At 26.2% G+C, this 24,611-nt stretch carries 23 protein-coding genes and 1 pseudogene; 20 read left to right on the top strand and 4 right to left on the bottom strand.

Annotated elements, in window-relative coordinates; translation table 11 throughout:
• The first annotated feature begins 11 nt into the window (after positions 1–11).
• The 11 genes and pseudogenes from G534_RS0100415 to G534_RS0100365 all read left to right on the top strand — a co-directional run bounded on the left by G534_RS0100415 (position 12) and on the right by G534_RS0100365 (position 10,822).
• The gene (locus G534_RS0100415; RefSeq protein WP_169513537.1) at positions 12–1,655 is read left to right on the top strand and encodes a DNA repair protein RecN; all 1,644 of its coding nucleotides are present in this window, start codon (positions 12–14) and stop codon (positions 1,653–1,655) included.
• Complete coding sequence (locus tag G534_RS0100410) at positions 1,652–2,197, top strand: NUDIX hydrolase (protein ID WP_027347363.1); 546 nt, start codon at positions 1,652–1,654, stop codon at positions 2,195–2,197. Before G534_RS0100415 ends, G534_RS0100410 begins: the two co-directional genes overlap by 4 nt.
• Positions 2,197–2,814 carry a site-2 protease family protein gene (locus G534_RS0100405; RefSeq protein ID WP_027347362.1) on the top strand — a complete coding sequence of 206 codons (618 nt, stop codon included), beginning with the start codon at positions 2,197–2,199 and terminating at the stop codon, positions 2,812–2,814. Before G534_RS0100410 ends, G534_RS0100405 begins: the two co-directional genes overlap by 1 nt.
• Positions 2,807–3,547 carry a segregation and condensation protein A gene (locus tag G534_RS0100400; protein ID WP_027347361.1) on the top strand — a complete coding sequence of 247 codons (741 nt, stop codon included), beginning with the start codon at positions 2,807–2,809 and terminating at the stop codon, positions 3,545–3,547. The genes G534_RS0100405 and G534_RS0100400 overlap by 8 nt, the downstream gene beginning before the upstream one ends.
• Positions 3,540–4,088, top strand: coding sequence for an SMC-Scp complex subunit ScpB (scpB, locus tag G534_RS0100395; protein ID WP_027347360.1), 549 nt, complete (start codon positions 3,540–3,542; stop codon positions 4,086–4,088). The genes G534_RS0100400 and scpB overlap by 8 nt, the downstream gene beginning before the upstream one ends.
• Positions 4,078–4,767 (top strand): pseudouridine synthase, encoded by a 690-nt coding sequence (locus G534_RS0100390; RefSeq protein ID WP_027347359.1) that lies wholly within the window; start codon positions 4,078–4,080, stop codon positions 4,765–4,767. Before scpB ends, G534_RS0100390 begins: the two co-directional genes overlap by 11 nt.
• Before the next feature lie 8 nt (positions 4,768–4,775).
• Complete coding sequence (gene cmk, locus G534_RS0100385; protein WP_027347358.1) at positions 4,776–5,429, top strand: (d)CMP kinase; 654 nt, start codon at positions 4,776–4,778, stop codon at positions 5,427–5,429.
• On the top strand, positions 5,419–6,000 hold the full coding sequence (locus tag G534_RS0100380; protein WP_034595780.1) for a lysophospholipid acyltransferase family protein: 582 nt from the start codon (positions 5,419–5,421) through the stop codon (positions 5,998–6,000). Before cmk ends, G534_RS0100380 begins: the two co-directional genes overlap by 11 nt.
• A 179-nt stretch (positions 6,001–6,179) precedes the next feature.
• Positions 6,180–7,382, top strand: a pseudogene (gene rpsA, locus G534_RS0100375) (30S ribosomal protein S1); the annotation flags it as partial.
• Positions 7,383–7,610: 228 nt separating this feature from the next.
• Entirely contained in the window at positions 7,611–10,109 is a 2,499-nt protein-coding gene (locus tag G534_RS08280; RefSeq protein WP_027347355.1) for a glycoside hydrolase family 73 protein, read from the top strand.
• A gap of 143 nt (positions 10,110–10,252) precedes the next feature.
• Positions 10,253–10,822: a rhodanese-like domain-containing protein gene (locus G534_RS0100365; RefSeq protein WP_027347354.1), complete on the top strand. Its 570-nt coding sequence runs from the start codon at positions 10,253–10,255 to the stop codon at positions 10,820–10,822.
• Positions 10,823–10,901: 79 nt separating this feature from the next.
• Here G534_RS0100365 and G534_RS0100360 read toward each other — a convergent pair whose 3' ends face one another.
• Both G534_RS0100360 and G534_RS0100355 read right to left on the bottom strand, forming a co-directional pair.
• Complete coding sequence (locus tag G534_RS0100360; protein ID WP_027347353.1) at positions 10,902–11,597, bottom strand: LrgB family protein; 696 nt, start codon at positions 11,595–11,597, stop codon at positions 10,902–10,904.
• Positions 11,578–11,955: a CidA/LrgA family protein gene (locus G534_RS0100355; protein ID WP_027347352.1), complete on the bottom strand. Its 378-nt coding sequence runs from the start codon at positions 11,953–11,955 to the stop codon at positions 11,578–11,580. Before G534_RS0100355 ends, G534_RS0100360 begins: the two co-directional genes overlap by 20 nt.
• Before the next feature lie 234 nt (positions 11,956–12,189).
• On the opposite strand from G534_RS0100355, the gene nox reads away from it, so the two are divergent.
• Complete coding sequence (nox, locus tag G534_RS0100350) at positions 12,190–13,527, top strand: H2O-forming NADH oxidase (RefSeq protein WP_027347351.1); 1,338 nt, start codon at positions 12,190–12,192, stop codon at positions 13,525–13,527.
• 97 nt (positions 13,528–13,624) lie between these two features.
• The gene (locus G534_RS0100345; protein WP_027347350.1) at positions 13,625–14,092 is read left to right on the top strand and encodes a PASTA domain-containing protein; all 468 of its coding nucleotides are present in this window, start codon (positions 13,625–13,627) and stop codon (positions 14,090–14,092) included.
• Between the two features lie 46 nt (positions 14,093–14,138).
• Here G534_RS0100345 and G534_RS0100340 read toward each other — a convergent pair whose 3' ends face one another.
• Positions 14,139–15,317: a hypothetical protein gene (locus tag G534_RS0100340; RefSeq protein WP_027347349.1), complete on the bottom strand. Its 1,179-nt coding sequence runs from the start codon at positions 15,315–15,317 to the stop codon at positions 14,139–14,141.
• On the bottom strand, positions 15,317–16,777 hold the full coding sequence (locus G534_RS07525) for an FAD/NAD(P)-binding protein (RefSeq protein WP_034595778.1): 1,461 nt from the start codon (positions 16,775–16,777) through the stop codon (positions 15,317–15,319). The genes G534_RS0100340 and G534_RS07525 overlap by 1 nt, the downstream gene beginning before the upstream one ends.
• Before the next feature lie 134 nt (positions 16,778–16,911).
• On the opposite strand from G534_RS07525, the gene G534_RS0100330 reads away from it, so the two are divergent.
• From G534_RS0100330 to G534_RS0100300, 7 genes are all read left to right on the top strand, one after another.
• Positions 16,912–17,520 carry a DUF5412 family protein gene (locus G534_RS0100330; RefSeq protein WP_027347348.1) on the top strand — a complete coding sequence of 203 codons (609 nt, stop codon included), beginning with the start codon at positions 16,912–16,914 and terminating at the stop codon, positions 17,518–17,520.
• 136 nt (positions 17,521–17,656) lie between these two features.
• Positions 17,657–18,739 carry an ABC transporter ATP-binding protein gene (locus tag G534_RS0100325; protein ID WP_027347347.1) on the top strand — a complete coding sequence of 361 codons (1,083 nt, stop codon included), beginning with the start codon at positions 17,657–17,659 and terminating at the stop codon, positions 18,737–18,739.
• Between the two features lies 1 nt (position 18,740).
• Complete coding sequence (locus G534_RS0100320) at positions 18,741–19,619, top strand: carbohydrate ABC transporter permease (protein WP_027347346.1); 879 nt, start codon at positions 18,741–18,743, stop codon at positions 19,617–19,619.
• Positions 19,620–19,626: 7 nt separating this feature from the next.
• Positions 19,627–20,442: a carbohydrate ABC transporter permease gene (locus G534_RS0100315; protein WP_027347345.1), complete on the top strand. Its 816-nt coding sequence runs from the start codon at positions 19,627–19,629 to the stop codon at positions 20,440–20,442.
• The gene (locus G534_RS0100310; RefSeq protein ID WP_027347344.1) at positions 20,426–21,739 is read left to right on the top strand and encodes an MBL fold metallo-hydrolase; all 1,314 of its coding nucleotides are present in this window, start codon (positions 20,426–20,428) and stop codon (positions 21,737–21,739) included. Before G534_RS0100315 ends, G534_RS0100310 begins: the two co-directional genes overlap by 17 nt.
• Entirely contained in the window at positions 21,726–22,979 is a 1,254-nt protein-coding gene (locus tag G534_RS0100305) for an extracellular solute-binding protein (protein WP_027347343.1), read from the top strand. The genes G534_RS0100310 and G534_RS0100305 overlap by 14 nt, the downstream gene beginning before the upstream one ends.
• 87 nt (positions 22,980–23,066) lie before the next feature.
• Positions 23,067–24,584 (top strand): bifunctional metallophosphatase/5'-nucleotidase, encoded by a 1,518-nt coding sequence (locus G534_RS0100300; RefSeq protein WP_027347342.1) that lies wholly within the window; start codon positions 23,067–23,069, stop codon positions 24,582–24,584.
• The last annotated feature ends 27 nt before the right edge of the window (positions 24,585–24,611 follow it).

Raw genomic sequence — 24,611 nt, 5'->3', positions numbered from 1 at the left:
TTAATTTGTATGTGAAGAATTTCGCGATTATTAAAGAAATTAATATTGATTTTGAAAAAGGATTAAATATTTTATCAGGAGAAACAGGTTCAGGTAAATCTCTATTATTAAAGGCTCTATCTATACTTAAAGGAGAGAGATTTAATAAGAATTATATTGGAGTATTTGGGGATAAAACAATTATTGAAGCTGTTTTTTCTACCAATCAAACAATAAATAAAATCCTTGAAGAAAATGATATAGATATAGATTCAAATATCGTTTTGTCACGTACATTTACTGAAAATAGTTCGATAACTAAAATAAATAATAGGGCATGTAATATTAAATTTTTGGGTGAGATTTCTTCACTTTTATTTGATATTCATGGTCAACATTCAAACTTGGTGGTATTAAACAAAAACAACTATATATCATTGATAGATAAATTTAATGAAAAAACTGATGAATATAAGTTAAAACTAAGTAATAATCTTAGAAGACTACAGTTATTAAATAAAGAAAATCAAGATTTAAATATGTCAGATGATGAGATTGAAAGAGAAAAAGATTTATTAACATATCAAATCAATGAAATTGAAAATTTTGACTTTGATAGTTATGATGAAGATTCATTAAATAAAGAATATAAAAAATTATCTAATCAAAGTGAATTGATTAGTGGAACAAATTCTATTATAAACTTTTTATCAGAATCTTCGAGAATTCCTTCTTTTAAGGAGATGTCACAGATATTGTATGATAATTTAGTAGATTTAGAAAATTTAGATGAAGATTTAAATACCTTAGTTAGTGACGCTTTGAATATTAAAGAATTAATAAAAGATTTATCTGAACAAATTGAAAGATACTCTTATAGTTTAGATATAGATGAGGAAAGAATTCAAATTATTGAAGAATTATTTTCTTCTTTTCAAGTTTTGAAATTAAAATATGGCAGAAATAGTGAAGAAATCTTAGGCTTTCTAGAAGAAAATAAAAAAAGATATAAGATTGTTTCAAATATACATGCCAGAAGAGAAGAAATTCAAAAAGACATAGATGATATAAAAAGAGAAAATATTGATATTTCAAAAAAATTAAATGAAATAAGAAAAGATATCATAAAATATTTAGAAACAAAAATAATAAATGAATTAAATGAGATGAATATGCAATATATTGATTTCAAAATAGATATAAAAATCAATGATAAAATTACTAAGGAAGGATTTGATGAGATAGATTTCCTAATATCAACGAATAAAGGTCAAGAATTAAAAAGTTTAAGTGAAGTATCTTCTGGAGGTGAAATTTCAAGATTTATGCTTGCTATGAAGGCGGCATTTATTGAAAAAGAGGATATTGATACTATTATTTTTGATGAGATAGATTCTGGTATTAGTGGTAAAACTGCTGATATTGTTGGAAGTAAATTAAAGAAAATATCAAATTCTGTTCAATTGATAGTAATATCTCATTTAGCTCAAATTGCAAGCAAAGCAAATGCAAATTATTTATTATCAAAGAAAGAAATAGATGGTTTTACACAAAGTAGTATAGAAAAATTAAATTATGATAATACTATTAAAGAGATAGCTCGATTAATTTCGGGTTCTGATATAACTGAAAAAAGTTTAATTTCAGCTGAAGAACTGTTAAAGGAGGATTTATGAGTGATAATTTTCATTATGAAGAAACGATTAAATCAGAAAAAATTTATGAGGGAAAGATAATAAAAGTTAAAGTGGATACTGTAGAATTACCCAATAGATCCTATGCTAAAAGAGAAATTGTCATACATGGTAGAGGTGTTGCTATAGTAGCAATTAATGATGAAAATAAATTATATTTAGTAAAACAATTTAGAAAACCATTGAATAAGGTAATTTACGAAATTCCTGCGGGAATAGTAGAGCCAAATGAATCAATTCAAGAAGCTGCTATTAGAGAAGCTCAAGAAGAAATTGGTCAAAAACCAAATAAATTAGAATTGGTAACGGAAGCTTATGCATCTCCTGGTTTTACTGACGAAATAATTTCAATTTTTTTAGCAACAGAATTAGAAGAAAATAAATTAGAACTTGATGATGATGAGTATGTTGAAGTTGAATTAGTAAGCATACAAGATGCATTGGACATGATTGATAGTTTTGAAATAACAGATGCTAAATCGATTATTGGTATTTTATATGCAGCTAGAAAGTTAGGGATATAATGCCTTCTAAGGATATAACTACAATTATATTGCAATTTGTAGCGATTTTATTTGTATTAGTTACACATGAATTTGCCCATGGATTTGTTGCTTATAAATTTGGAGACACCACAGCAAAAGATAGAGGAAGATTAACATTAAACCCTCTTGCACATTTAGATTTAATAGGTACATTATCGTTGTTTATATTTAGATTTGGATGGGCAAAGCCTGTTCCTATAAATTCAAATAATTTTAAAAATCATAAATGGGGAATGTTCTGTGTATCTATCGCTGGTATATTGATAAATTTACTGACTGCATTAGTATCTTTATTTATTATACATATTTTTAAATTAGAGGGAATACTGTATATTTTATTTGAAAATATATTTATTTATGGACTGGTATTTGCTGTATTCAATTTATTACCAATTCCACCACTGGATGGTTCTAAAATTATAGCATCATTTTTACCATTAAATTGGCAATATAAGATTTATAAATATGAAAGATATGGATCAATTGTACTTATTCTATTAATATCCACAGGAATTATTAGTAAAGTTATGAGTCCATTGTTAAATAGCATAGCAAATTTTTATATGAAATTAGTAATAAGGATTTTATATGGTTAATGTAACTACTGGTGAATTCTATGGGCCATTTGATTTACTCTTAGAATTAATTAGAAAATCTAAATATGATATATATGAAGTAAATATTTCTGAAATCACAAATGACTATTTACAAACGATTCAAAATATAGATATTCCTACGGATGAAGTGGCTGATTTTATACTAATAGCCACTCAATTACTTTATATTAAGACTAAATCTTTGATAAAAGATACTTTAGAAAATGATGAAGATGAAGAAGATTTTATTAGTGAAGATGAGCTTAAACAAAGACTTCAAGAGTATAAAAGAATTAAGTCAATTATACCTAAATTAAGAAGTCTTGAAGAAGAAGGTCTAAAAAAACATGTAAAACTTCAAGAAGATTTGTCAATTTATAAAGATGAAAATAACGAAATTATATATGATGCACAAAGATTAAAATTTGTTCTAGAAGAATTAATTTCTCAATTTTTATCTGAAGATGAATTTAAAGTAGAAAAAATATTAAATATTGAAGAGTATTCATTAGAAAAATACACATTAGATATAAAGTTACAATTAATTGAAGAAAAAATGATTAGCATCTCACATATGTTAAAGAAGGTTGAAAATAAATCTGAAGCGATAATAATATTTCTATCAATATTAGAGCTTTCAAAGACAAATAATTTATCAATAATTCAAGATGTAGATTCATTAGAAATATCTATAAAATTAAAAGAAAAAGGTGAAGGAGTAGACAATGGATAGGAGAGAAATTAAATCTATAGTAGAATCTATTTTATTCGTTTGGTCTGAACCTATACATATAGATGTATTAATGTCTATAATTGAACAAGATAAAAGAACTACTAGAGAAATAATAAAAGAAATGCAAGATGAAATGGAGCATTATAGACGTGGAATTATTATTAATGAACATAATGACTATTTTCAACTATCTACTAGAAAAGAACATGATAAATACCTTAAAAAGTTAGTGAAAAATTCTAATAGGAAGATATCTAACTCTTCTATGGAAGTTCTCGCATTAGTGGCATACAATCAACCTATTACAAGAATAGAAATTGATAATATAAGGGGAGTAAAATCTTATTCATCTATAGACACTTTAAGGTCAAAAGGATTGATAGAAGAAGTTGGTAGATCTGATGCAATAGGAAAGCCGATTCAGTATGGAACTACAATTGAGTTTCTAAGATTATTTGATTTAAAAAATTTAGAAGAACTTCCAGAAATTGAAGAAATAGATAAATTAACTCAAATATTGGATGAAGATGATGAGAATTAATAAATATATTGCAAAATGTGGAATCACTTCAAGAAGAAAAGCTGATACATTGATTGAACAAGGGAAAATCTCCGTAAATGATAAAGTAATGACATCTTTAGGTTATATTGTTCAAGAAGATGATGTAGTAAAATATGAAGGTAAAATTATTAAGCTGATAGAAGATAAACATTATATAATGCTAAATAAGCCAATAGGATATACGTGTACAAATAGCAAAAATTTTGACGATAAAGTTATTTTTGACCTTATAGATATAGATACTAAATTATTTTCAATAGGAAGGCTTGATAAAGACAGTAGGGGTCTGATTTTAATTACCAATGATGGTGACATTTATAATAATGTGGTTCATCCTAGAAATGAAATTTTTAAGAAATACATAGTAAAATTAGATAAATCTTTTTTACATTCAGATAAATATAAAATTGAGTCTGGAATTGATATAGGAGACTATATTACAAATCCTTCAAGAATTAAAATATTAGGAAAAAATATTTTACAAATAGAAATTAACGAAGGAAAAAATAGACAGATTCGTCGAATGTTTGATGTTTTAAATTATGAAGTTATTGATTTAAATCGTGTTTCAATAGGAGATATAAAGTTAGGAGAGTTACCAATCGGAAGTTACAGGGTTTTATCTAATAAGGAAGTGAACTACTTAAGAAATTTATAGGAGTTTTTATGTATAAATCAATAGCTATAGATGGTCCATCTGGTGCAGGAAAAAGCACTATCGCAAAAAGGCTTGCTGAAAAAATTAAATTCAATTATTTAGATACTGGTGCTATGTATAGAACATACACCTATTATTATTTAAAAAACAATTTAGATATTAATGATGAAAAAGTAATTAATGATAATATTAAAAATATAAATATATCAATTAAAGATAGCAAATTTTATTTAGATGGAGAAGATGTATCAGAAATAATTAGAGGAAAAGATGTTACAAAAAATGTTTCTCTAGTATCTTCATATAAAAAAATAAGAGAAAATCTTGTTGAGATGCAAAGAAATATTGCTAAAAATTCCAATATTATCTTAGATGGAAGAGATATTGGATCACATGTATTAAAAAATGCAGATATGAAGTTTTTCTTGACTGCAAAAGCTGAAGAACGTGCACGTAGAAGGCTAGAACAAAGTGATAATCCCAATTTAAGCTTTGAATCAGTATTAAATGACATTATTAGAAGAGATGAGTTTGATTCCAATAGAAAAATAACTCCATTAATAAAAGCTGATGATGCTATACTTATAGATTCTACTAATTTAAGTATAGAAGAGGTTATAAAATTAATGATAAATTATTTGGAGGAATCAAATGTTATATAAAATTTTATTACCTATAATGAAAACTTTTATGAAATCTATTTTTTGGTACAAAGAAGTTAATAAACCGGAATCAATAGAAGGAGAACCACTAATAATATGTGCTAATCACATTTCAAATTGGGATCCTTTATTACTGATGGTTTCATATGACAGAATTATTCATATGCTCGGTAAAGTTGAGCTTTTCAAATATAAATTACTCGCTAAATTTTTTAGTGCAGTTCATGTAATTCCAGTTGATAGACAAGGAAATGATATTGATGCAATAAGAAAGTCATTGCAAGTTCTTAAGAATAATAATGTAATTGGAATATTTCCAGAAGGTACAAGAATAAAAAATAAAGAATTAAGATCTAGAGAAAGATTTAATGATGGAATTGCACTAATTGCTTCAAAATCTAAAGCAGATATTTTACCTATAACTATTAAAGGTAGGTATATTCCATTTAGTAGAATAGAAGTAATATATCATGATAGAATTGAAATAAGTGATTATGATGAATTAAATCGAAAAGAAAAGTATGAAAGCATAGTAGATGATGTTTATAATTCTATCTATAAAGACCTATAGATATATTGAATATGTTAATAAACTTTAACTTTTAAATGCTAAAAAACATAAATTTTAATAAATAAATAAAAAAATCGTATTAAATCTAAATATTTTTTTGCAAAATTATTAAATTTAATATACAATATCATAAAGTACGATAATATCGTATTTGGTATGATTTAGGAGGAAGTCGGTTAATGGACAATATAAGTAACGAAGAATTTATGGAACAAGTAGAAGAAAGCATGGTAAAAATTTACCCTAAAGATATAGTTAAGGGTACAGTAATGAATGTCAAAGATGATGAAGTCTTTGTTGACATCAAATATCGTGCGGATGGGATTATAAAAAAAGAAGAGATGTCTGATGAAGAGGCAGCTAATCCTATTGAAGCTTTTAAAGTGGGTGAAGAAATAGATGTATATGTTATCAAATTAGATGACGGAGAAGGAAATGTTTCTTTATCAACTAGCAGAGTAGAAGGATTAAAAAATTGGAAAAAATTATTAGAAGCTTTTGAAAACAACGAAGTTGTTACAGCTTCTGTAAAAGGATCTAATGCTGGTGGACTTGTAGTAAAAGTAATGGGCATCAATGGATTTATCCCAGCATCTCAAATTACTACTTATTTCGTTAAAAACTTTAAACAATTTGAGGGACAAGATTTAGAAGCTCGTATATTAAGTATTGATGAAAAGAAAAAGAGAGTTGTATTATCTAGTCGTGTATTACAAGAAGAAAAACTTGATGAAATATGGGAAACATTGATTCCAGATTCAATAGTTACTGGTAAAGTTGTACGTATGGTTGACTTTGGTGCATTTGTAGACTTAGGTGGAGTAGATGGTTTAATTCATATTTCTGATATTTCATGGGATAGAATTGAAAAACCTCAAGACGCTTTAGAAATAGGTCAAGAAGTTGAAGTTAAAATCCTTAAAGCTAATAGAGAAAAGAACAGAGTATCTCTAGGATTGAAACATCTACAAGAAAAACCATTTGATGTTTTCTTAGCAAAACACAAAGTGGGAGATGTAGTTAACGGAGAAGTTGTAAACTTATTAGACTTTGGTGCATTCTTAAAACTAGAAGAAGGTGTTGAAGGATTAGTTCACGTTTCTCAAATTTCAAATGAACATGTTGAAAAACCATCTGATGTATTAAATATTGGTGATAATTTAGAAGTTAAAATTCTTGAAATTGATGAAGAAAATCAAAGAATTTCATTAAGTAAAAGAGCTTTAATGGAACCTAAGGAAACAGTTAGAGAAAATAAACAAGTTAGAGAAAATAGACCAAAGAGAGAACGTAAAGAAAATACTAAATTAGAAAATGAAGAACCACAAAATTCATTTGGTTCAAATTTAGGTGCTTTACTAGATGAATTAGATTTGGATTAATTTAATATAAATATTTAGAGTGTTGAAATTTAATCAACACTCTTTTTATTTTAAACAAATAAATATAGTATTAAATTATATTTTGCTGTATGACTATTTTAAATTAATCCGAAATATAATAAAGGTTAAGGAAAAGTATAAAAAAGATTACAAAAAAATAACTATTTATTGAAAAGAAGGTTCTTATTTGGTAATATATATATTACGATAGTGGAAGTGAGGATTAACATGAAGTCGAAAATTTTAAAAAAAATATTGCTTTTATCATTAGCGTTTATATTTATTATAAATACATCAGTTTTATTTGCTTCTGATAAAATTAATATTCCAAAATCTGTTACAATTTATTATACTGCTGCAGATGCAAAAAATCGAACTAATTCTAAAGGTACTTGGTCTGCAGGTGATTATTATGTTTTTACTAGATACGATGGTATGATAAATATTTCTAATTCATCTAGTCAACCAGGAGCTTGGATAAATCCGAATGATTTTAAAAGTGGTTCAATTGAAATAACACCTGATGTTCCAATTCTTACTATAGAATCTACAATTAATAGGTACTCATCTTTTGTAGTTTATTCTGATATGAAAGGATATAGAAGCGCAAGTGATGCGTATAATAGCAATTCACCAATAACTACTTTATCTAGTGGTATATATTATGTATTAAGCGCATCCAATAATATGATTGAAATTTCTAAAACTAAAAGTAATACTGGATATTGGATTAATCCAGCATTAAATAGTGGATCATATAAAACTGCAAATGATTATACTACTTCTGAATTTATTAATGAGATAGGACCATTAGCTCAGAGACTAGCGGCAGAACATGATTTATATGCTTCAGTTATGATGGCTCAAGCCATTTTAGAGTCTGGATGGGGAAATTCTTTATTAGCAAATAAACCATTTCATAACTTGTTTGGTGTAAAAGGATCTTACAATTCAGATTCTATTTTAATTAAAACTTTTGAATATACAAGTAGTGGAAATAGATATGATGTATTAGCTAATTTTAGAAAATATCCGTCTTATTTAGAATCACTTAAAGATTACGTATATGTTTTAACAGGAGACGATGATAAATCTTCATGGAACTATAATTTCTATTTAGGTGTTAGAAAATCTCGTACATCAAATTATAAAGAGGCAACTAATTATTTAACTGGGAGATATGCAACATCTCCAGCTTATGCTAACAGTCTGAATAGTTTAATTGAAACTTACAATTTAACTAGATTTGATGAATTGGGACCAAAAGTCTCTGGTTACACAACTAGATCTTATAATTTAAGAGACGGTGCTAGTATAAACTCAAAAGTAGTTGGATTATTAAAAGCTGGAACATATATTGAAGGACATAAAGTAGAAAACTTTATAAAACTTTCTAATGGAGCATATGTATATAATGGACCTTTATTAAAAGAATTAAAGAAGGTTTCAGGATATCTAAAATCAGACGAAAATGTTTCAAATCATCCTGATCAAAAAGTTGTTGATAGATATAAACAAGGTCAATATATTGAAGGATATTCTCTAGGAAATTATATTCTTTTAGAAAATGGAAAATTTATTAAAAATGTAGGACTTGAGATAGGAGAAAAAGTCTCAGGTTACACAACTAAATCTTACAATTTAAGAGATGGTGGTAATCTAAACTCAAAAGTAATTGGGTTATTAAAAGCAGGTTCATATGTTGAAGGGTATAAGATAGGAAACTTTATAAAACTTTCTGATGGAACATATGTATATAATGGACCTTTATTAGATGTATTACAAAATATTTCTGGTAATATAGCTGAAGATTCAAAAGTTTCAGGACATCCAGGAACTAAAACTATTAATACTCTAGAAAAAGGAAGTTATTTAAAAGGAAAAGATTTAGGAGAATGGATACTTTTAGAAAATGGTAATTTTGCCGAAAATAAAGGCTTTATTTCTGCAAATTCAAACCAACATGGCAAAAAAGTATCTGGTACTATAGATAGAATTATGAATATTAGAAAAGCTCCGAGTACAAATTCCAGTATTGTAGGACAAAAATATTTAGGTGACTATATCGAAGGCTATAGAATAGAAGGATGGGTAAAACTGTCTGATGGTAATTATATCCATGATTCTGGTATATCAAATATCTCAGTATTAGAGACAGATTCTGTTCCAAAAGGTACGAAAGTATCTGGTAACTTGAATAAAACCATGAATATTAGAAAAGAAGCAAGTACAAATTCAAGCGTAGTGGGAACCAAGTATATTGGTGAATATATTGAAGGATATTTAAATGATGGTTGGATAAAATTATCTGATGGTAATTATATTCATGAATCAGGTTTATCAAATAACTCTGTGCCAAAAGGTACAAAAGTATCTGGAAAATTAATTCAGACAATGAATGTTAGGAAAGAAGCAAATACAAATTCAACTGTAGTAGGAACCAAGTACGGTGGTGAATATATTGAAGGATATTTGAATGATGGTTGGATAAAATTATCTGATGGCAATTATATTCATGAATCAGGTTTATCAAATAACTCTGTGCCAAAAGGTACAAAAGTATCTGGAAATTTAATTAATACAATGAATGTTAGAAAAGAAGCAAATACAAATTCAAGTATAGTAGCAATCAAGTATGTTGGTGAATATATTGAAGGGTATTTGAATGAAGGTTGGATAAAATTGTCCGATGGTAATTATATTCATGAATCAGGTTTAGATATATAAAATATGAAAAAATCGTTTTAGATATAATCTAGGACGATTTTTTAATTTAAATAATTAATTATATTAAATTTAACTATTATTTAAATAGAAAATTGATATTTAATGTTATTATATAAATATAAATAATATTAAAGGGGGATATTATGTTAAAGGTAATTCATGTTTTAGCTCCATTTATAGATAGAGACGAAATAAAAGAAATTTATCTAAAAGTATTAGTTAATGTTGATACACAAACTTTAGAAGAGGTAGTAGACTTAATAGGAAACGCTGAATCTGCAGTAAAGCTATTGAATGATGCTATAATCAATAAAGTTCAGATATCTGATTTAAGCAAATATTTTTCAGATAATAATTCTCTAGAAGCTGTAATATATAAGTTATCAGAAATCGTTAATGATATGATTACAGAAAATACCAATAGATTAGAACTTGATAAAGTGAAAGATTATGTAGAAGAAGGATATAATCTAATAGATGTTAGAGAAGTTGATGAGTATGAAAGAGGATATATTTTAAATGCAAAGAATATTCCTCTCAGTGAACTAACTAATAGAGTTGATGAATTTAATAAAAATGAAAAATATGTTCTTTATTGCAATTCATCATCAAGATCTGCACAAGCTGAAAAGTTTTTGAAAAAATTAGGATATGATGTATATAATCTAGATGGATCTTATGCTTTTTACAAACTATATAAGGATAAAATGTAATTAAAATTAAATAAAGAATTATTTATTAATAAAAGCAAAACGAAGACTATGTATTTACAAGTCTTCGTTTTTATATAAATTAATATAATCCTGCAAAGTAGGATATGCTTACTACAGTCAATATACCTGTTATAATTAAAGAAATAGAGCTTATTGCACCTTCTGTTGCACCGATTTCGAAAGCTTTTGATGTCCCCATGGCGTGTGAAGAAGCTCCAAGTGAAACTCCTTTAGCAACAGGATGAGTAATCTTAAATAGCTTAAATATGTGGTCATTGACCATCGATCCGAATATTCCAGTGATAATTATTATAATAACGGTAACTGGAACAATTCCTCCTAATTCTTGAGAAGCTCCCATCCCAAATGCACCTGTAATTGATTTTGGAAGTAGGGTAACATAATCTTCTTTTGACATATCAAATAGAATCACTAGAGGAAGTATTGTGAGCGCAGATGAAATTACACCCATTAAAATACCTATTATAATCCCTTTCCAATAATGTTTTAATATTACTAGATTTTCATAAAGTGGAATTGCAAGGCATACGGTGGTTGGAGTAAGTAAATTAGATATGTAATAACCTCCATTCATGTAAGACTCAATCTTAATATCTAATGATAAAATAATTGCTAAAGTAATCAGAATAGATATAAGTAGAGGATTGAATATTGCAAGCTTTGTTACATCTTTTATCAAAAGAGCGATATTGTAAGCAAGGAGAGTTAGAGCAATTCCAAAAAATACATTTTGACTAATATTTTCTATTAACATTTTTATTCTCCATATTATTTAATATTTTTTGTGTCAATACACCAGATGAAATCATTACAATTAAAGTTGAAATTATACATATTACAAAATAAGCTATTATTTTAGATTGAATATTTGGCCAAACTGTAATTAAATTTATTGCCGGTGGTATAAACATAATAGGCATTATTGAAATAAGAAAATAAGCCGATTCTTTAACATCATCTAGTTTAATAATTTTAGTCGTAAGTGCTAACAACATTAAGATAAGTCCATAAACACTAGATGGTATAGGGAATGGAATAGGCGATATTTCTTTTAATATCTCACCCATAAAAGTAATTGTAAATATAATTGAAACTTGTTTAATATATTTCATAAATCCTCCTTTTAGAATTATAACATAATATTAACACAATGATTTGATATGAATATTTTATGGTCTATTTATGACATATTAATATATATTATCACTTTTATTTAATTAAGAAAAATATTTAACAATTTAAATTTAAGAAAACGTAAATCAAAATTTATTTTTTGTAATAATATATTAATTAAGTTAATAATTTGATAATATAGGTATGTAATGTTTATTTAAAAGGAGAATATTATGGCTAAAATAATTGTCGTAGGGGCAAATCACGCTGGAACAGCAGCGATAAGAACAATATTAAATAGTAAAGAAAATCATGAATTAACAATATATGATAGAAATAGTAATATTTCATTTCTAGGCTGTGGAATGGCGTTATGGATTGGAAATCAAATTTCAAAACCAGATGGATTATTCTATGCAAGCAAAGAAGAATTTGAAAAAAATGGTGCAAAAGTATTTATGAATGCTAATGTACACAATATAGATTTTGAAAATAAAGAAGTACATGTGACTTTAGAAGATGGAAGTGAAGTAGTAGATAAGTATGATAGATTAGTATTATCAACTGGATCAGAACCTATTACTCCAGATATACCAGGACATGATTTAGAAAATGTACAACATGTTAAAATTTTTCAAGATGCACAAAGTATAATAGGTAAGATTAATGATAAAGATATTCAAAACATTGCAGTAGTAGGCGCTGGATATATAGGCGTTGAACTTGCAGAAGCATTCCAAAGACATGGTAAAAATACTACATTAGTTGATCTTGCAGACACTGCTTTATCAACATATTATGATGAAGAATTTACCGATTTAATGAAAGAAAATTTATCAAGCCACGGTATAAATTTAGAATTTGGACAGTCAGTAAAAGAAATAAAAGGAACAAATGGTAAAGTTACATCAATAGTGACTGATAAAAAAGAAATACCGGCAGATATGGTAATTTTAGCGATAGGATTTAGACCAAATACAGGACTTGGTAAAGATAAATTAGAATTATTCAAAAATGGTGCTTATTTAGTAAATAAAAAACAAGAAACAAGCATTAAAGATGTATATGCAATTGGAGATTGTGCAACAGTTTATGATAATTCTATAGACGAAACAAATTATATTGCTCTAGCATCAAATGCTGCAAGAAGTGGTATAGTTGGTGGTACAAATGTATCTGGCGGAAATCTTGAATCAAATGGTGTACAAGGATCAAATGGTATTCAAATATATGATTTAAAAATGGTTTCAACTGGTATTACATTAAATAAAGCTAAAAAACTAGGTATAGAAGTAGAATATACAGATTTTGAAGACTTACAAAAACCAGCTTTCATAGAAGAAGTGAATCCAAAAGTAAAATTAAGAATTGTATTTGACAAAAATTCTAGAGTAATTTTAGGAGCTCAAATGGCTTCAGAATACGATATGTCAATGGGAATCCATATGTTTTCACTTGCAATTCAAGAAAAAGTTACAATTGACAGATTAGCTTTATTAGATTTATTCTTCTTACCACATTTTAATCAACCATATAACTATATTACAAAAGCTGCTATAAATTCATTATAATTAAAGTCGACTCTATATGAGTCGATTTTTTATTAAAATAATGTATTTATCTATAAAATTATAAATATTGGGTATTATTTTAGTATCGGAGGATAAAATGATAAGAAAATTTAAAATAGCAAAAAATTTATTAAAATATGGTAAAAAGGGATCTAAAGAAGCTGTAAAATTTGTTCGAAAAAATCCTGAATTAGTATATGATGCTTTAAAAGTTGTTGGACCTGCTGTATTAGGTGCATTTACAGTATTGAAAACTAAGAAAAATAAGTATATTGAAGTTCCAAATGTATTAGATTTAGATATTAAAGAAGCTGAAAAAATACTTGAAGATGAGGGATTTGTAACTCATAGTATAGTAGTGACCCCAAATCATAAATATTATGATAAAAGGGCCAATTCAGTGATAAGAGTAATGCCAAATTCTAAGAAGATAAAAGAAGGTAGTCATATTAAACTATATTATATTGACGAAAAAGTTCTGAAAAAAAGTATAGAATTGAATGAAGAAAAAACTACTTTTACAGAAAAAATAGCTAATACTTTTAATAAAAAAGAAGAAGAATAAAATAAATCTCAGTAATATCAAATAAATGATACTACTGAGATTTTATTTATTTAGTATATACTAAAATCTTATTATCTTTTCTTTCCATTATTATGTCATATCCAAAAATATTAAATTCATGAGATTCCATTTCGCCTTTTTGTATTTTTAATAGATTATTTACGGTGGTTTGTAAATTATATTTATCAATAAAAGTATCTACGTCATAATTTTCTTTTAAAAAATTAGCATCTAAGGTCATCATTATATTTCCAAACTTTTCTACAATATATGTTTCATAATTATTGTGATAATATGAAATACTTTTAGCTAGGACTAAACCCTCTTTATAAATAAAATAGCTTAATCTATCTTCATCAAATTCGAAAATAGTATTTGTATTAACAGGATAGTAGTCAGTTTGTTGGTATTGTAGTACTTGTGTAAAACTATATTTAGTAACATTATTTGCGATTTTATTATTAACTTCTTGCATTATAGCTATATATTCGTCATCAATTTTTGAATGGTGATATAAGTCATACCAACTTAAAAAGTTAAAAATCATAACAATAGTGAAAGCCCATAATGCAATTCTACGATAAAAATATTTATTAAAAGAATTATCTTTTCTTCTATCTTCGTTTGAATAAAAGTTTGGAATCTTTAATTCACCGAAATCTGTTGAATATATCAAACGTTTTTTATTTTCTGACTTTAATTTAGTATTTGAAAATGTTGTTTTATCATATAAATCAGTGTCAATAAATGCTTCGACAAAATTCAATTGTTGATTTAATTGAACTCTTGCTTTAATTATTTTATAAAAAGTAAATAGATTATTTTTAATTTCAATATTGTCTAAATCTGTAGATTGTATAGTTACAATGCTATAACCTTGATAAATGAGTTTATTTATTTTTAATATTCTTTTATCAGATTTTAAGTTTGCTTTTACAATAGTGTCTTTATCGATTATATATGCTGTAGTCATTTTATTTATATATCTACTAACACTTCCTAAAGCAGTGATAAAAAGTATATTAATTACACTAAATAATACAAAAGATCTATTTAATGAAATATAAGTGAATAATACTTTAAAATTATCTTTTAATAAATCCTGACCAAGTATTACAAATATAGGTACAATTAAAAGGCAAATAATTGCAGAAAATCCTATTATTTCAACTGTTAATGATCTGTTTGTGTACTCTTTTTTTAGAGAAGGTACGTAAATATTCATTATAGTCTCTCCATAAATCTATTCGAAACTTTTTTTGCTAGTCTATTTACTGATAAAGCATCATTATTTCTATAATGTGTTTTTCCAATCCACATACCTTGAATAAACAAATTATCTATTAATCCGTATTTAACGCTTAAAGCATTACAATTAGGCCATTGTACGGATATGAAATCACCATCAGAATCTGGTTTTATCAAATACTTATCATAAAGATTTTTAAGTAATTCATTATATTCAATATTTTCTAATATATTAAATGTAAATCCTGTAGTATTAACTAATATATCTAAATCTACATTTGTATTAGCTTCTACAAAAAATTTATTATCTTTATATTCAATATTTTCAAGACCTTTTATTATCTTTACATTTTCTTTTTTTTCTTCATCATAAATCCAGTTAAAAGTTCCTGCAGGGATTAATGTAATAAATTTATCAATATCTTCATCATATTTTTCAATAAATTCTAATTTATCAAGTTTCGAAAGATTTCCATATAGTCTTGCTAGATAAGGGAATAATTTTTTGAAATAATCTATTAGAATAATAATTTTTGGATCTTTTTCATCGATGAATTTTCTATAGTCTTCTAAATCATTAAATTTCATCTTTTCTAATAATTCATAAAAATTGGTACCATTTATTTCAAAATCATCTTTTATTAAATTAACCATATCATTGAGATTAATAAAATCATTTCTATCTAATTTTTCGTCAATCCATTCTTGACTCATTGAAAATCTATATTCTGGTTTTTCTAAATCATAAGTAAAATCAGGAGTATCAAATAAAGAAGATCTCGATAAGAAATATATAGAAGTATCATTTTTATATTTACTCATTAAATGTCTAAATACGTCTAATGATGTAGCTCCAGTTCCAATAATTCCAACTTTATCAGATTTCTTTATAGAAGATAAATTATTATTTAATGGATATACATCCCATATGTATTTATTAGTTTCCTTAAAATCATATATATTTTTATAGACTGGATGACCTAAAGCTAAAAATAAATAATCAAAATCATTATAAATATTATTTTCAGTTTTAATATTATATGACTGAATTTTTTGAGCGGATGTGTTTGGAATAACATCTATAACTTCTGAATTTATATATTTAACATTTTTATTTTCATAATATTTTTTAAAATAATCATGCAAATATTCACCATAATATGTACGTGGTGCAACTTTTTCGAAGCTTTCTTCTTTATTATTTTTATTTAACCATTCTACGAAATCAAGAGGGTTTTTATCATCAACACTCATTAAATGAGATTGCACATTTAGTACTCTTTTAATTGAATCATATTCATGAGGAAATCCCGCTCCATAAAAGCTTCTTTTATCAAATACGGTAATATATGTACTAGAATTAAAATTTTTATGTTTAATGATTGTCTCCAAAATCGTAGACCCTGTTAATCCAGCACCTATTATAGCTATTTTCATAAAAACTCCTTTATCTTATTTATTATATTATATACATAAATAGATATAACTACAAAATATGTTATTATTTAATATTCTTGTTTATATTTTGATAAATAAGGTATATATATACATAAACAAGGAGGATATAATGTATGGACAATAAAGATAGAAAAAAATTAAATGAAAATCAATACAATGATGAATTTGATAGGGAAGATGTAAATTTTGATCAATACTATAATGTTAATAATGAAAATCAGACAGTAAATAATGATTTTTCGAGAAAAAATAAATCTAATACTAAAAACAAATTAATTATTATCGCAGGAATAATAGCTATAGCAATATTACTTTTCTTTATAATGAATAAATTTGTATTTTCAAAGACATCAGAAGGATTCCCTAAAGGTCAATTATTAGAACAGAAATTTTCACCTAATAATGCTGATATTATGCGAGTATATGGTGATACTTCAAATCCTGTAACTTCTAAATTCATAAGAATTGAAGTAGAAAGTGTTCAAAAGAAAACTACAATATACTATCAGGATTCTGTTAATCCCGCGAATGTAGATTATAAATGGTCTAGCGATAGTAATTCAATAATCATAAATGGTGTGAATTATGATAAGACTAAGACCTTTGTAGAAGAATCTAATGAGTCAAATAATGAAAAAGAAAGCATCAATGAATCTATATTAGAAACAGACACGGAAACTGAACTAGAAACAGATATGGAATCAGTTGAGTCCACAAATTAATATTATTTATTAAATTATTCTAAAAGTTAAAAGTATTACTTTAAAAAGTAATACTTTTTTTTGTATTTAATTTGTATATTTTATATAATAACAACAATGGTTAATATAACTATATTAAGAAAAATTAGAGGTGAATATGATAGAGATCAAGAATTTACGAAAGGTTTTTGACAATAATTATGAGGCTTTAAAAAGCATCGATTTGAAGATTGAAGATGGAGATTTAGTTTGTTTATTAGGACCTAGTGGTTGTGGTAAAACTACTATATTAAATCTTATATCAGGCTTATTAGATCCAACTGATGGAGATATATTATTTGACAATAAATCTATTGTAAATCTACATCCAAAAGACAGAGGAATAGGTTTAGTTTTCCAAAACTATGCTTTATATCCTCACATGACAGTTTTAGAAAATATAATGTTTCCTTTAACTGTAGGTAAAAATAAAAAGAAAAAAGAAGAAGCTAAGCTAGCTGCTGAGAAATATATGAAAATAACTAGTATAGAGGAGTTAGCTGACAAAAAACCAGGAACAATGTCTGGTGGTCAACAACAAAGAGTTGCTATTACAAGAGCTTTAGTTCAAAATCCTAAGGTACTTCTTTTAGACGAACCTCTTTCTAATTTAGATGCTAGATTAAGACTTAAAATTAGAGAGGAAATTAGAAGATTAGTTAAAGAAATTGGTATTACAACAATATTTGTTACTCATGACCAAGAAGAAGCTTTATCAATAAGTGATAAGATTGTATTAATGGATAAAGGTGTAGTTCAACAATATGATATACCTCATAATTTGTATTTAGATCCAACGAATCTATTTGTCGCTAAATTTATGGGTAATCCAATCATTAATTTATTTGATATGCATAATGATGGTGAAAACCTTACTTCACAAGAATTTAATATTAAATTATCTAAATTAAATAAAACTAAATTTAAAGATGAATTAATTAAAGATAGAGAATATGTCGTAGGTATTAGACCAGAATATTTCAATTTATCTGAAAAAAAATCTGAAGATACTATTGAGATAAATGTTGAATCAGTTGAATTAATAGGTAAAGATGCAATAATTAATTTTAATTTAGATGGTAAATTTTCTAAGACTATCACAGATGCAAGTCATAGAATAGCATCAGGTGATAAGATTAATATAGATATAGATTACGATAATATTTATATATTTGAGAAAGAAGGAAGAAGGGTATACTGATATGAAATTTAAATATAGAGCAGAAAATTCACCTATAGGATGGCTATATTTATTACCTGCATTATTTTTTATAGGTATATTTAACGTAACGCCATTAGTTAAAACTTTTATAATAGCGTTTCAAAAAGGTACTCTTAATAATCCTGAATTTAACGGAATAAAGAATTTTCAAATTGTATTAAAAGATCCTAAGTTTCATAAATCACTATCTAATACAGCTTTATATGCATTTATAGTAGTTCCATTAGGTATTATTATATCTCTTTATATAGCTATAAGCATTTATGAAAAAATAAAATTCAAAAAGGCTTTTGAATCAATCTTTTTCTTACCTTATTTGACATCTATGATTGCCATTGGGGTAGTATTTAGATATTTATTTAATCAAAATTATGGTTTAATTAATTATTTTTTAGGATTAATAGGTTTTGGACCAGTAAACTGGTTAGATAATCCGCAAACATCTATGACTACAGTTATTATATTCGGTATCTGGATGGGGTTAGCATTTAATATAATCATATTACTAACCGGAATTAGAAATATTGATGAATCTTATTACAAAGTTGCTGATATGTTTGGAGCCAGTAAATTTGAACAATTTAGAAGAATTACTTTGCCACAATTAATACCTACAATAACATTTTTAATGTTAATGAATTTCATAAATGCATTTAAGGTCTATGGACAAGTTTATGCAATATTTAATGGTAAACCTGGTATAGCAGAATCTGCTTCAACAGGAGTATTCTACATATTTACCAAATTCTATACAGAAAATAGATATGGTCAAGGTATGGCAGCAGCTGTAATATTATTCTTATTTATATTAATATTTACATTTATTCAAAATCGTATTATGAAGAAAGTATCAGAGTAGGTGAAATATGAAAAAATTAAATTTATTTACTAGAATATCAATGGTAATACTTGCAATTATTACATTATTTCCTTTTATATATATGATTTTGTCATCTTTAATGACATTTCAAGAGGCTACTTCTATTCCGCCTACACTAATTCCTGAAAAATTAAACTTTTCAAATTATAAGGAAGCGATGGAAGCAGCACCTTTTGCAAGATATTTCCTAAATACAATATTTACATCATTAGCTACAACAACAGGAACACTTATAACTACAGTTCTTGCAGCATTCGCAGTAGTTAAATTAAAATTTAAAGGAAAAAATATTGTTCTTTTGTTTATGGCAGCTCTTTTAATGGTACCTTATGAAATTACAGTATTTACAAATTATCAAACTATCGCTAAATTAGGCTTGCTTGATACCTATTGGGCATTAATAATTCCTCACATGGCAAGTATATTCTATATATTCTATTTAAAGGGATATCTAGAATCAATGAATTTATCATATTACAATGCAGCTAAGGTAGACGGTGCTTCTGATTTAGAATTTATTATTAGAATATTGGTTCCAATGTCTAAACCAGCTTTATTTACAATGGGAATATTGAGCTTTATTTCTGGATGGAATTCATTCTTATGGCCAATATTAGTTACGAACTCAAGAAATATGAGATTAATAAGTAATGGACTTTCAGCATTCTCATCAGAAAGTGGTACTGCTGTACAATTACAAATGGCAGCTTCAACAATAACTATTATTCCAATATTTATTTTATACTTTATTTTTAGAAATCAAATTATGAGAGGAGTTTCTAGAAGTGGACTTAAAGGATAATGACACAAAAGTAACCTATCATCATGGCATGCGTACTATAGGCGGAACTTATATTGAAGTAGAACATAATGGCTACAAAATATACTTTGATTTTGGTTCAGTGTTTAATCCCAAGATTTCTATGGAAGGGAATTTCTTAGAAAAGGCAATTAAAAATGATTTAATACCAGAACTTAATGGTGTTTATGATAGGAATATTACCGGACAATTAAATGAAGATTATAGTAAAAAAGCTGTTTTCATTTCACATATTCATCTAGATCACACTCAAATGATTAATTTTGTAGATAAAGAAATACCAGTTTATATGTCAAATGATACTAAGAATTTATTAGAAGTTCTCAATATAAATGGAGAGTTCATAACTAATAATCCAAATTTTGAAGGAACAAGAAAATTAAATGGTGTTAATTATGATGACATCGTTAAAATAGGTGAGATATCAGTAAAATTGATAAGAGTTGACCATGATGGATATGGTGCATGTGGATTTATAATCAATACTCCTGATGTTAAAATCGCCTACACTGGAGATATTAGATTTCATGGATATTTAGAAAAAGAAACATTAAATTTCATAGAAGAAGCTAAAGATTCTGATTTATTAATTATCGAGGGAGTTAGTGTATCATTTGATGAGAAACTTAATGATACCAGTGATTATAATAAGAAGGTATATGATTCTGAAATTAAATTACTAGAATCTTTAGATTCAATGATAAATGAAAATCTAAATAATCCCATTTTCTTTAATTATTATGAAACAAATATTGAAAGAGTAATAAAATTAATTGAAATAGCTAAAAAATATGATAAGGTAGTTGTTTTAGATGCATATTATGCAAATATAATAAAATCATTACTGAATTTAGATGTCTACTATTATCAAACTGGTGATAATAGCTATAATATAAATTCAGATTATAATATTGATATTAATTCAATAGGGGATAATAAATATATCTTCCAATTACCAATCGAAAATTTTGAACTATTAAACTTTGTACCAAATAATTCAATTTATTTACACATTGATGCAACTCCACTTGGAGAATTTGATATAAGTTTTGAATCATTTTTAAATAAAATTAAAAAATATTTTAATAATATATTTATCCTCAAATGTAGTGGTCATGCACATCCAAAAGATCTGTATAGAATAATTGATGAAATAAAACCAAAAGTTTTAACACCAATACATTCATTTAAACCAGAAATGTTGTATAATGAGTATGGTAATCGAATATTGCCAGATAGAAAGCAAACTATAAAATGGAGGAAACATGAAACAATCTAGAATCTTGTCACTTTTACTTGCTATGATATTAGTATTGGCAGCTTGTTCACAAGGTGGTACAGAAACTAAAAAAGAAGATGAAACAATCGGTGAAGTTACAGAAGATACAACTATTGTATTTTGGCATGCTATGAATGGAGCTCAAGAAGAAGCTTTAAAGGCTATGACTGATGCGTTCATGGAAGCTAACAAAAATATAACTGTTGATTTACAAAATCAAACAGGATATCAAGAATTACAACAAAAATTAACAGCAACAACAACTAGTCCAGAAAACTTGCCAACACTTACACAAGCTTATCCAGACTGGATGTTTAATCCGATTCAAGATGGTTTAGTACATGATTTAACAAAGTTTACTGAATCAATAGATAGCTACGATGATATTCTTGATGGGTTTAAAGAAGGAACAAAAATAGATGGTAAAGTTTATTCAATGCCATTTAATAAATCTACAGAAGTTTTATTCTACAATGAAGAAGCATTGAAAGAATTAGGAAAAGAAGTTCCAAAAAACTTAGATGAATTAGTTGAAGTTTCTAAAGCATATAAAGAAAAAACTGGAAATGCAGCATTAGGATTTGACTCATTATCTAACTACTATACAACTTTCTTAAATGCAGAAAATGCTGTATTTGATGATAAATTTGATCCAACAAGTGAAGCTTCTAAAAAAGCAGTTAATTATTATTTAGATGGTGTAAAAGAAGGTTACTTCAGAATAGCTGGTTCAGATAAATATATGTCAGGACCATTTGGAAACGAACAAGTATTAATGTATATCGGTTCAAATGCAGGTGAATCATATGTTAAACAAGGTGCAGAAGGTAAATTTACACCTAAAGCTGCTAAATCACCATTCCCTGCAACAATTCAACAAGGTACAGATATATTTGTATTTGAAAGCGCTAAAGATAATCAAAAAGCTGCAGCTTATAAATATTTAGAATGGATTACAAATGCTGAAAATCAAGCACAATGGGGTGTTAACACAGGATATATTCCAGTATCTAAGTCAGCTATAGAATCAGATCTATACCAAAACTCAGATTCTATAATAGCTCCAATTCTTTCTGAAGCTACAGAAAAACTATACTCAAATCCAGTTTTAAGAGGTGCAAATGATGCATATAGAGAAGCTGGTACAGTATTAGAATCTATATTAGCTGATCCAAACTCAGCTGATGTTGATTCAGTATTAAATAATTTCAAAACAACATTAGAAGGAATTTGGAATTAAAATATTATATTTTAATAAGCAAAGTGATTAATCACTTTGCTTATTTTTTTGCTCTCATATGATATAATTTATACTTATGGAGGATTTATGAAAATTGTTATATATCATACTACAGACATGCATGGACATGTTTTTCCAACGAATTATATCGAATACCAAAATCTTGGTATGTTAAAAATATTTTCATATATTAATAATGATGAAAAAAAATACGATGGTAAATTACTTCTTGAGGGGGGAGATTTAATCCAAGGAACAGTCCTTACAAACTTTCTTTCAAAAAGTAGTTATTTACCGAATCCTATTCTGAAAATTTGCGAAATGGCAGGATACGACGCATATATTATGGGGAATCATGAATTTAATTACGGATTAAAACATCTTAGAGAATCATATAAAGATGTGAGCGCTAAAATATTAAATTCTAATATTAAGAATTTAGGATTTGATTCAAAACCATACAAAATATTTGAAATTAAAGGATATAAGATAGCCGTGTTTGGTGCTACAACTACATATATTCCAAATTGGGAACAAGGAAAAAATATCGAAGGCCTTGTATTTACTAATCCAATAGAAGAATATGCTAAGTTTGAAAAAGAAATAAAAGAAAATTCAGATTTAATAATAGTTTTGTATCATGGTGGTTTTGAAAAATCATTAGATGGAAAATTCATTCCAACTGAGAAAATTAATGCTGAAAATCAAGGTAGTGAATTTTTAGAAAAATTTGAATCAATTGATATTATGCTTACGGGTCATCAGCATAGATCTTTTATTACTAAAATAGGAGATGTTATATGTTCTCAACCTATAAATAATGCAAGAAATTTCACGAAAATAGTTATAGACACTGAAACCAATGAATTTGATTATCAATTGATAGATGTAGAAAATATAGATATTGAGATTGATTCAAATCAAGAAAAAATATTTGATGAAATAAATCTAGAACTTGAAAAATACTTATCACAAATAATAGGATATCTTGATAAGGAATTAATATTAGGAAATCATATGAACGTAAGATTAAACGGGCATCCATATATTAATTTATTGAATAAAATTCAATTAGATATTACAAATGCTGACTTTTCTTCAACAACTTTATTTGATCAAGCTATAGGATTTAGCAAGGAAATAAGCATAAGAGATGTATTAATAAATTACCCATATCCAAATACATTAAAAGTACTTGAAATAACTGGTCATGATTTGAAGAGTGCTATAGAAGTTTCAGCATCATATTTTATTTTAGATGAAAATGGTGAAATTGTATTAAATCCAAGATATCAATCGCCAAAAAAGAGAAATTATCTTTATGATTTCTTTTATGGACTTGATTATAGTATAGACATTTCTCGTCCATTTGGAGATAGGGTAGTATCAATGAAAAAGAATGGAGAAATATTAGATTTAGATAAAAATTATACTATAGTTGTAAATAATTATAGAGCTACTAATTTTACAGATTATTCATGTTATGAAAATAAAAAAGTTGTTATGGAAACTTCTGTAGATTTTAGCGAATCAATGATTGAATATATTCAAAATAAAAAATATATTAATATTGATGAAAATAATAATTTTAAAATTTATGGTTAAAATTTTATTACTTAATAAGATTTTAAA

The organism is Helcococcus sueciensis DSM 17243 (assembly GCF_000423145.1).
Lineage (GTDB): Bacteria > Bacillota > Clostridia > Tissierellales > Peptoniphilaceae > Helcococcus > Helcococcus sueciensis.
This window is presented reverse-complemented; position numbering and strand designations above follow the sequence as displayed.

What these genes read in the sequence shown, in the direction of transcription:
- G534_RS0100345 (WP_027347350.1), top strand. Translation starts at nt 13,625, where the DNA reads ATGATAAGAAAATTTAAAATAGCAAAAAATTTATTAAAATATGGTAAA.
- G534_RS0100325 (WP_027347347.1), top strand. Translation starts at nt 17,657, where the DNA reads ATGATAGAGATCAAGAATTTACGAAAGGTTTTTGACAATAATTATGAG.
- G534_RS0100410 (WP_027347363.1), top strand. Translation starts at nt 1,652, where the DNA reads ATGAGTGATAATTTTCATTATGAAGAAACGATTAAATCAGAAAAAATT.
- G534_RS0100305 (WP_027347343.1), top strand. Translation starts at nt 21,726, where the DNA reads ATGAAACAATCTAGAATCTTGTCACTTTTACTTGCTATGATATTAGTA.
- G534_RS0100320 (WP_027347346.1), top strand. Translation starts at nt 18,741, where the DNA reads ATGAAATTTAAATATAGAGCAGAAAATTCACCTATAGGATGGCTATAT.
- G534_RS0100390 (WP_027347359.1), top strand. Translation starts at nt 4,078, where the DNA reads ATGAGAATTAATAAATATATTGCAAAATGTGGAATCACTTCAAGAAGA.
- G534_RS0100355 (WP_027347352.1), bottom strand. Translation starts at nt 11,955, where the DNA reads ATGAAATATATTAAACAAGTTTCAATTATATTTACAATTACTTTTATG.
- scpB (WP_027347360.1), top strand. Translation starts at nt 3,540, where the DNA reads ATGGATAGGAGAGAAATTAAATCTATAGTAGAATCTATTTTATTCGTT.
- G534_RS0100330 (WP_027347348.1), top strand. Translation starts at nt 16,912, where the DNA reads ATGGACAATAAAGATAGAAAAAAATTAAATGAAAATCAATACAATGAT.
- G534_RS0100400 (WP_027347361.1), top strand. Translation starts at nt 2,807, where the DNA reads ATGGTTAATGTAACTACTGGTGAATTCTATGGGCCATTTGATTTACTC.
- cmk (WP_027347358.1), top strand. Translation starts at nt 4,776, where the DNA reads ATGTATAAATCAATAGCTATAGATGGTCCATCTGGTGCAGGAAAAAGC.
- G534_RS0100405 (WP_027347362.1), top strand. Translation starts at nt 2,197, where the DNA reads ATGCCTTCTAAGGATATAACTACAATTATATTGCAATTTGTAGCGATT.
- G534_RS0100340 (WP_027347349.1), bottom strand. Translation starts at nt 15,317, where the DNA reads ATGAATATTTACGTACCTTCTCTAAAAAAAGAGTACACAAACAGATCA.
- G534_RS0100300 (WP_027347342.1), top strand. Translation starts at nt 23,067, where the DNA reads ATGAAAATTGTTATATATCATACTACAGACATGCATGGACATGTTTTT.
- G534_RS0100315 (WP_027347345.1), top strand. Translation starts at nt 19,627, where the DNA reads ATGAAAAAATTAAATTTATTTACTAGAATATCAATGGTAATACTTGCA.
- G534_RS08280 (WP_027347355.1), top strand. Translation starts at nt 7,611, where the DNA reads ATGAAGTCGAAAATTTTAAAAAAAATATTGCTTTTATCATTAGCGTTT.
- G534_RS0100380 (WP_034595780.1), top strand. Translation starts at nt 5,419, where the DNA reads ATGTTATATAAAATTTTATTACCTATAATGAAAACTTTTATGAAATCT.
- G534_RS07525 (WP_034595778.1), bottom strand. Translation starts at nt 16,777, where the DNA reads ATGAAAATAGCTATAATAGGTGCTGGATTAACAGGGTCTACGATTTTG.
- nox (WP_027347351.1), top strand. Translation starts at nt 12,190, where the DNA reads ATGGCTAAAATAATTGTCGTAGGGGCAAATCACGCTGGAACAGCAGCG.
- G534_RS0100365 (WP_027347354.1), top strand. Translation starts at nt 10,253, where the DNA reads ATGTTAAAGGTAATTCATGTTTTAGCTCCATTTATAGATAGAGACGAA.
- G534_RS0100360 (WP_027347353.1), bottom strand. Translation starts at nt 11,597, where the DNA reads ATGTTAATAGAAAATATTAGTCAAAATGTATTTTTTGGAATTGCTCTA.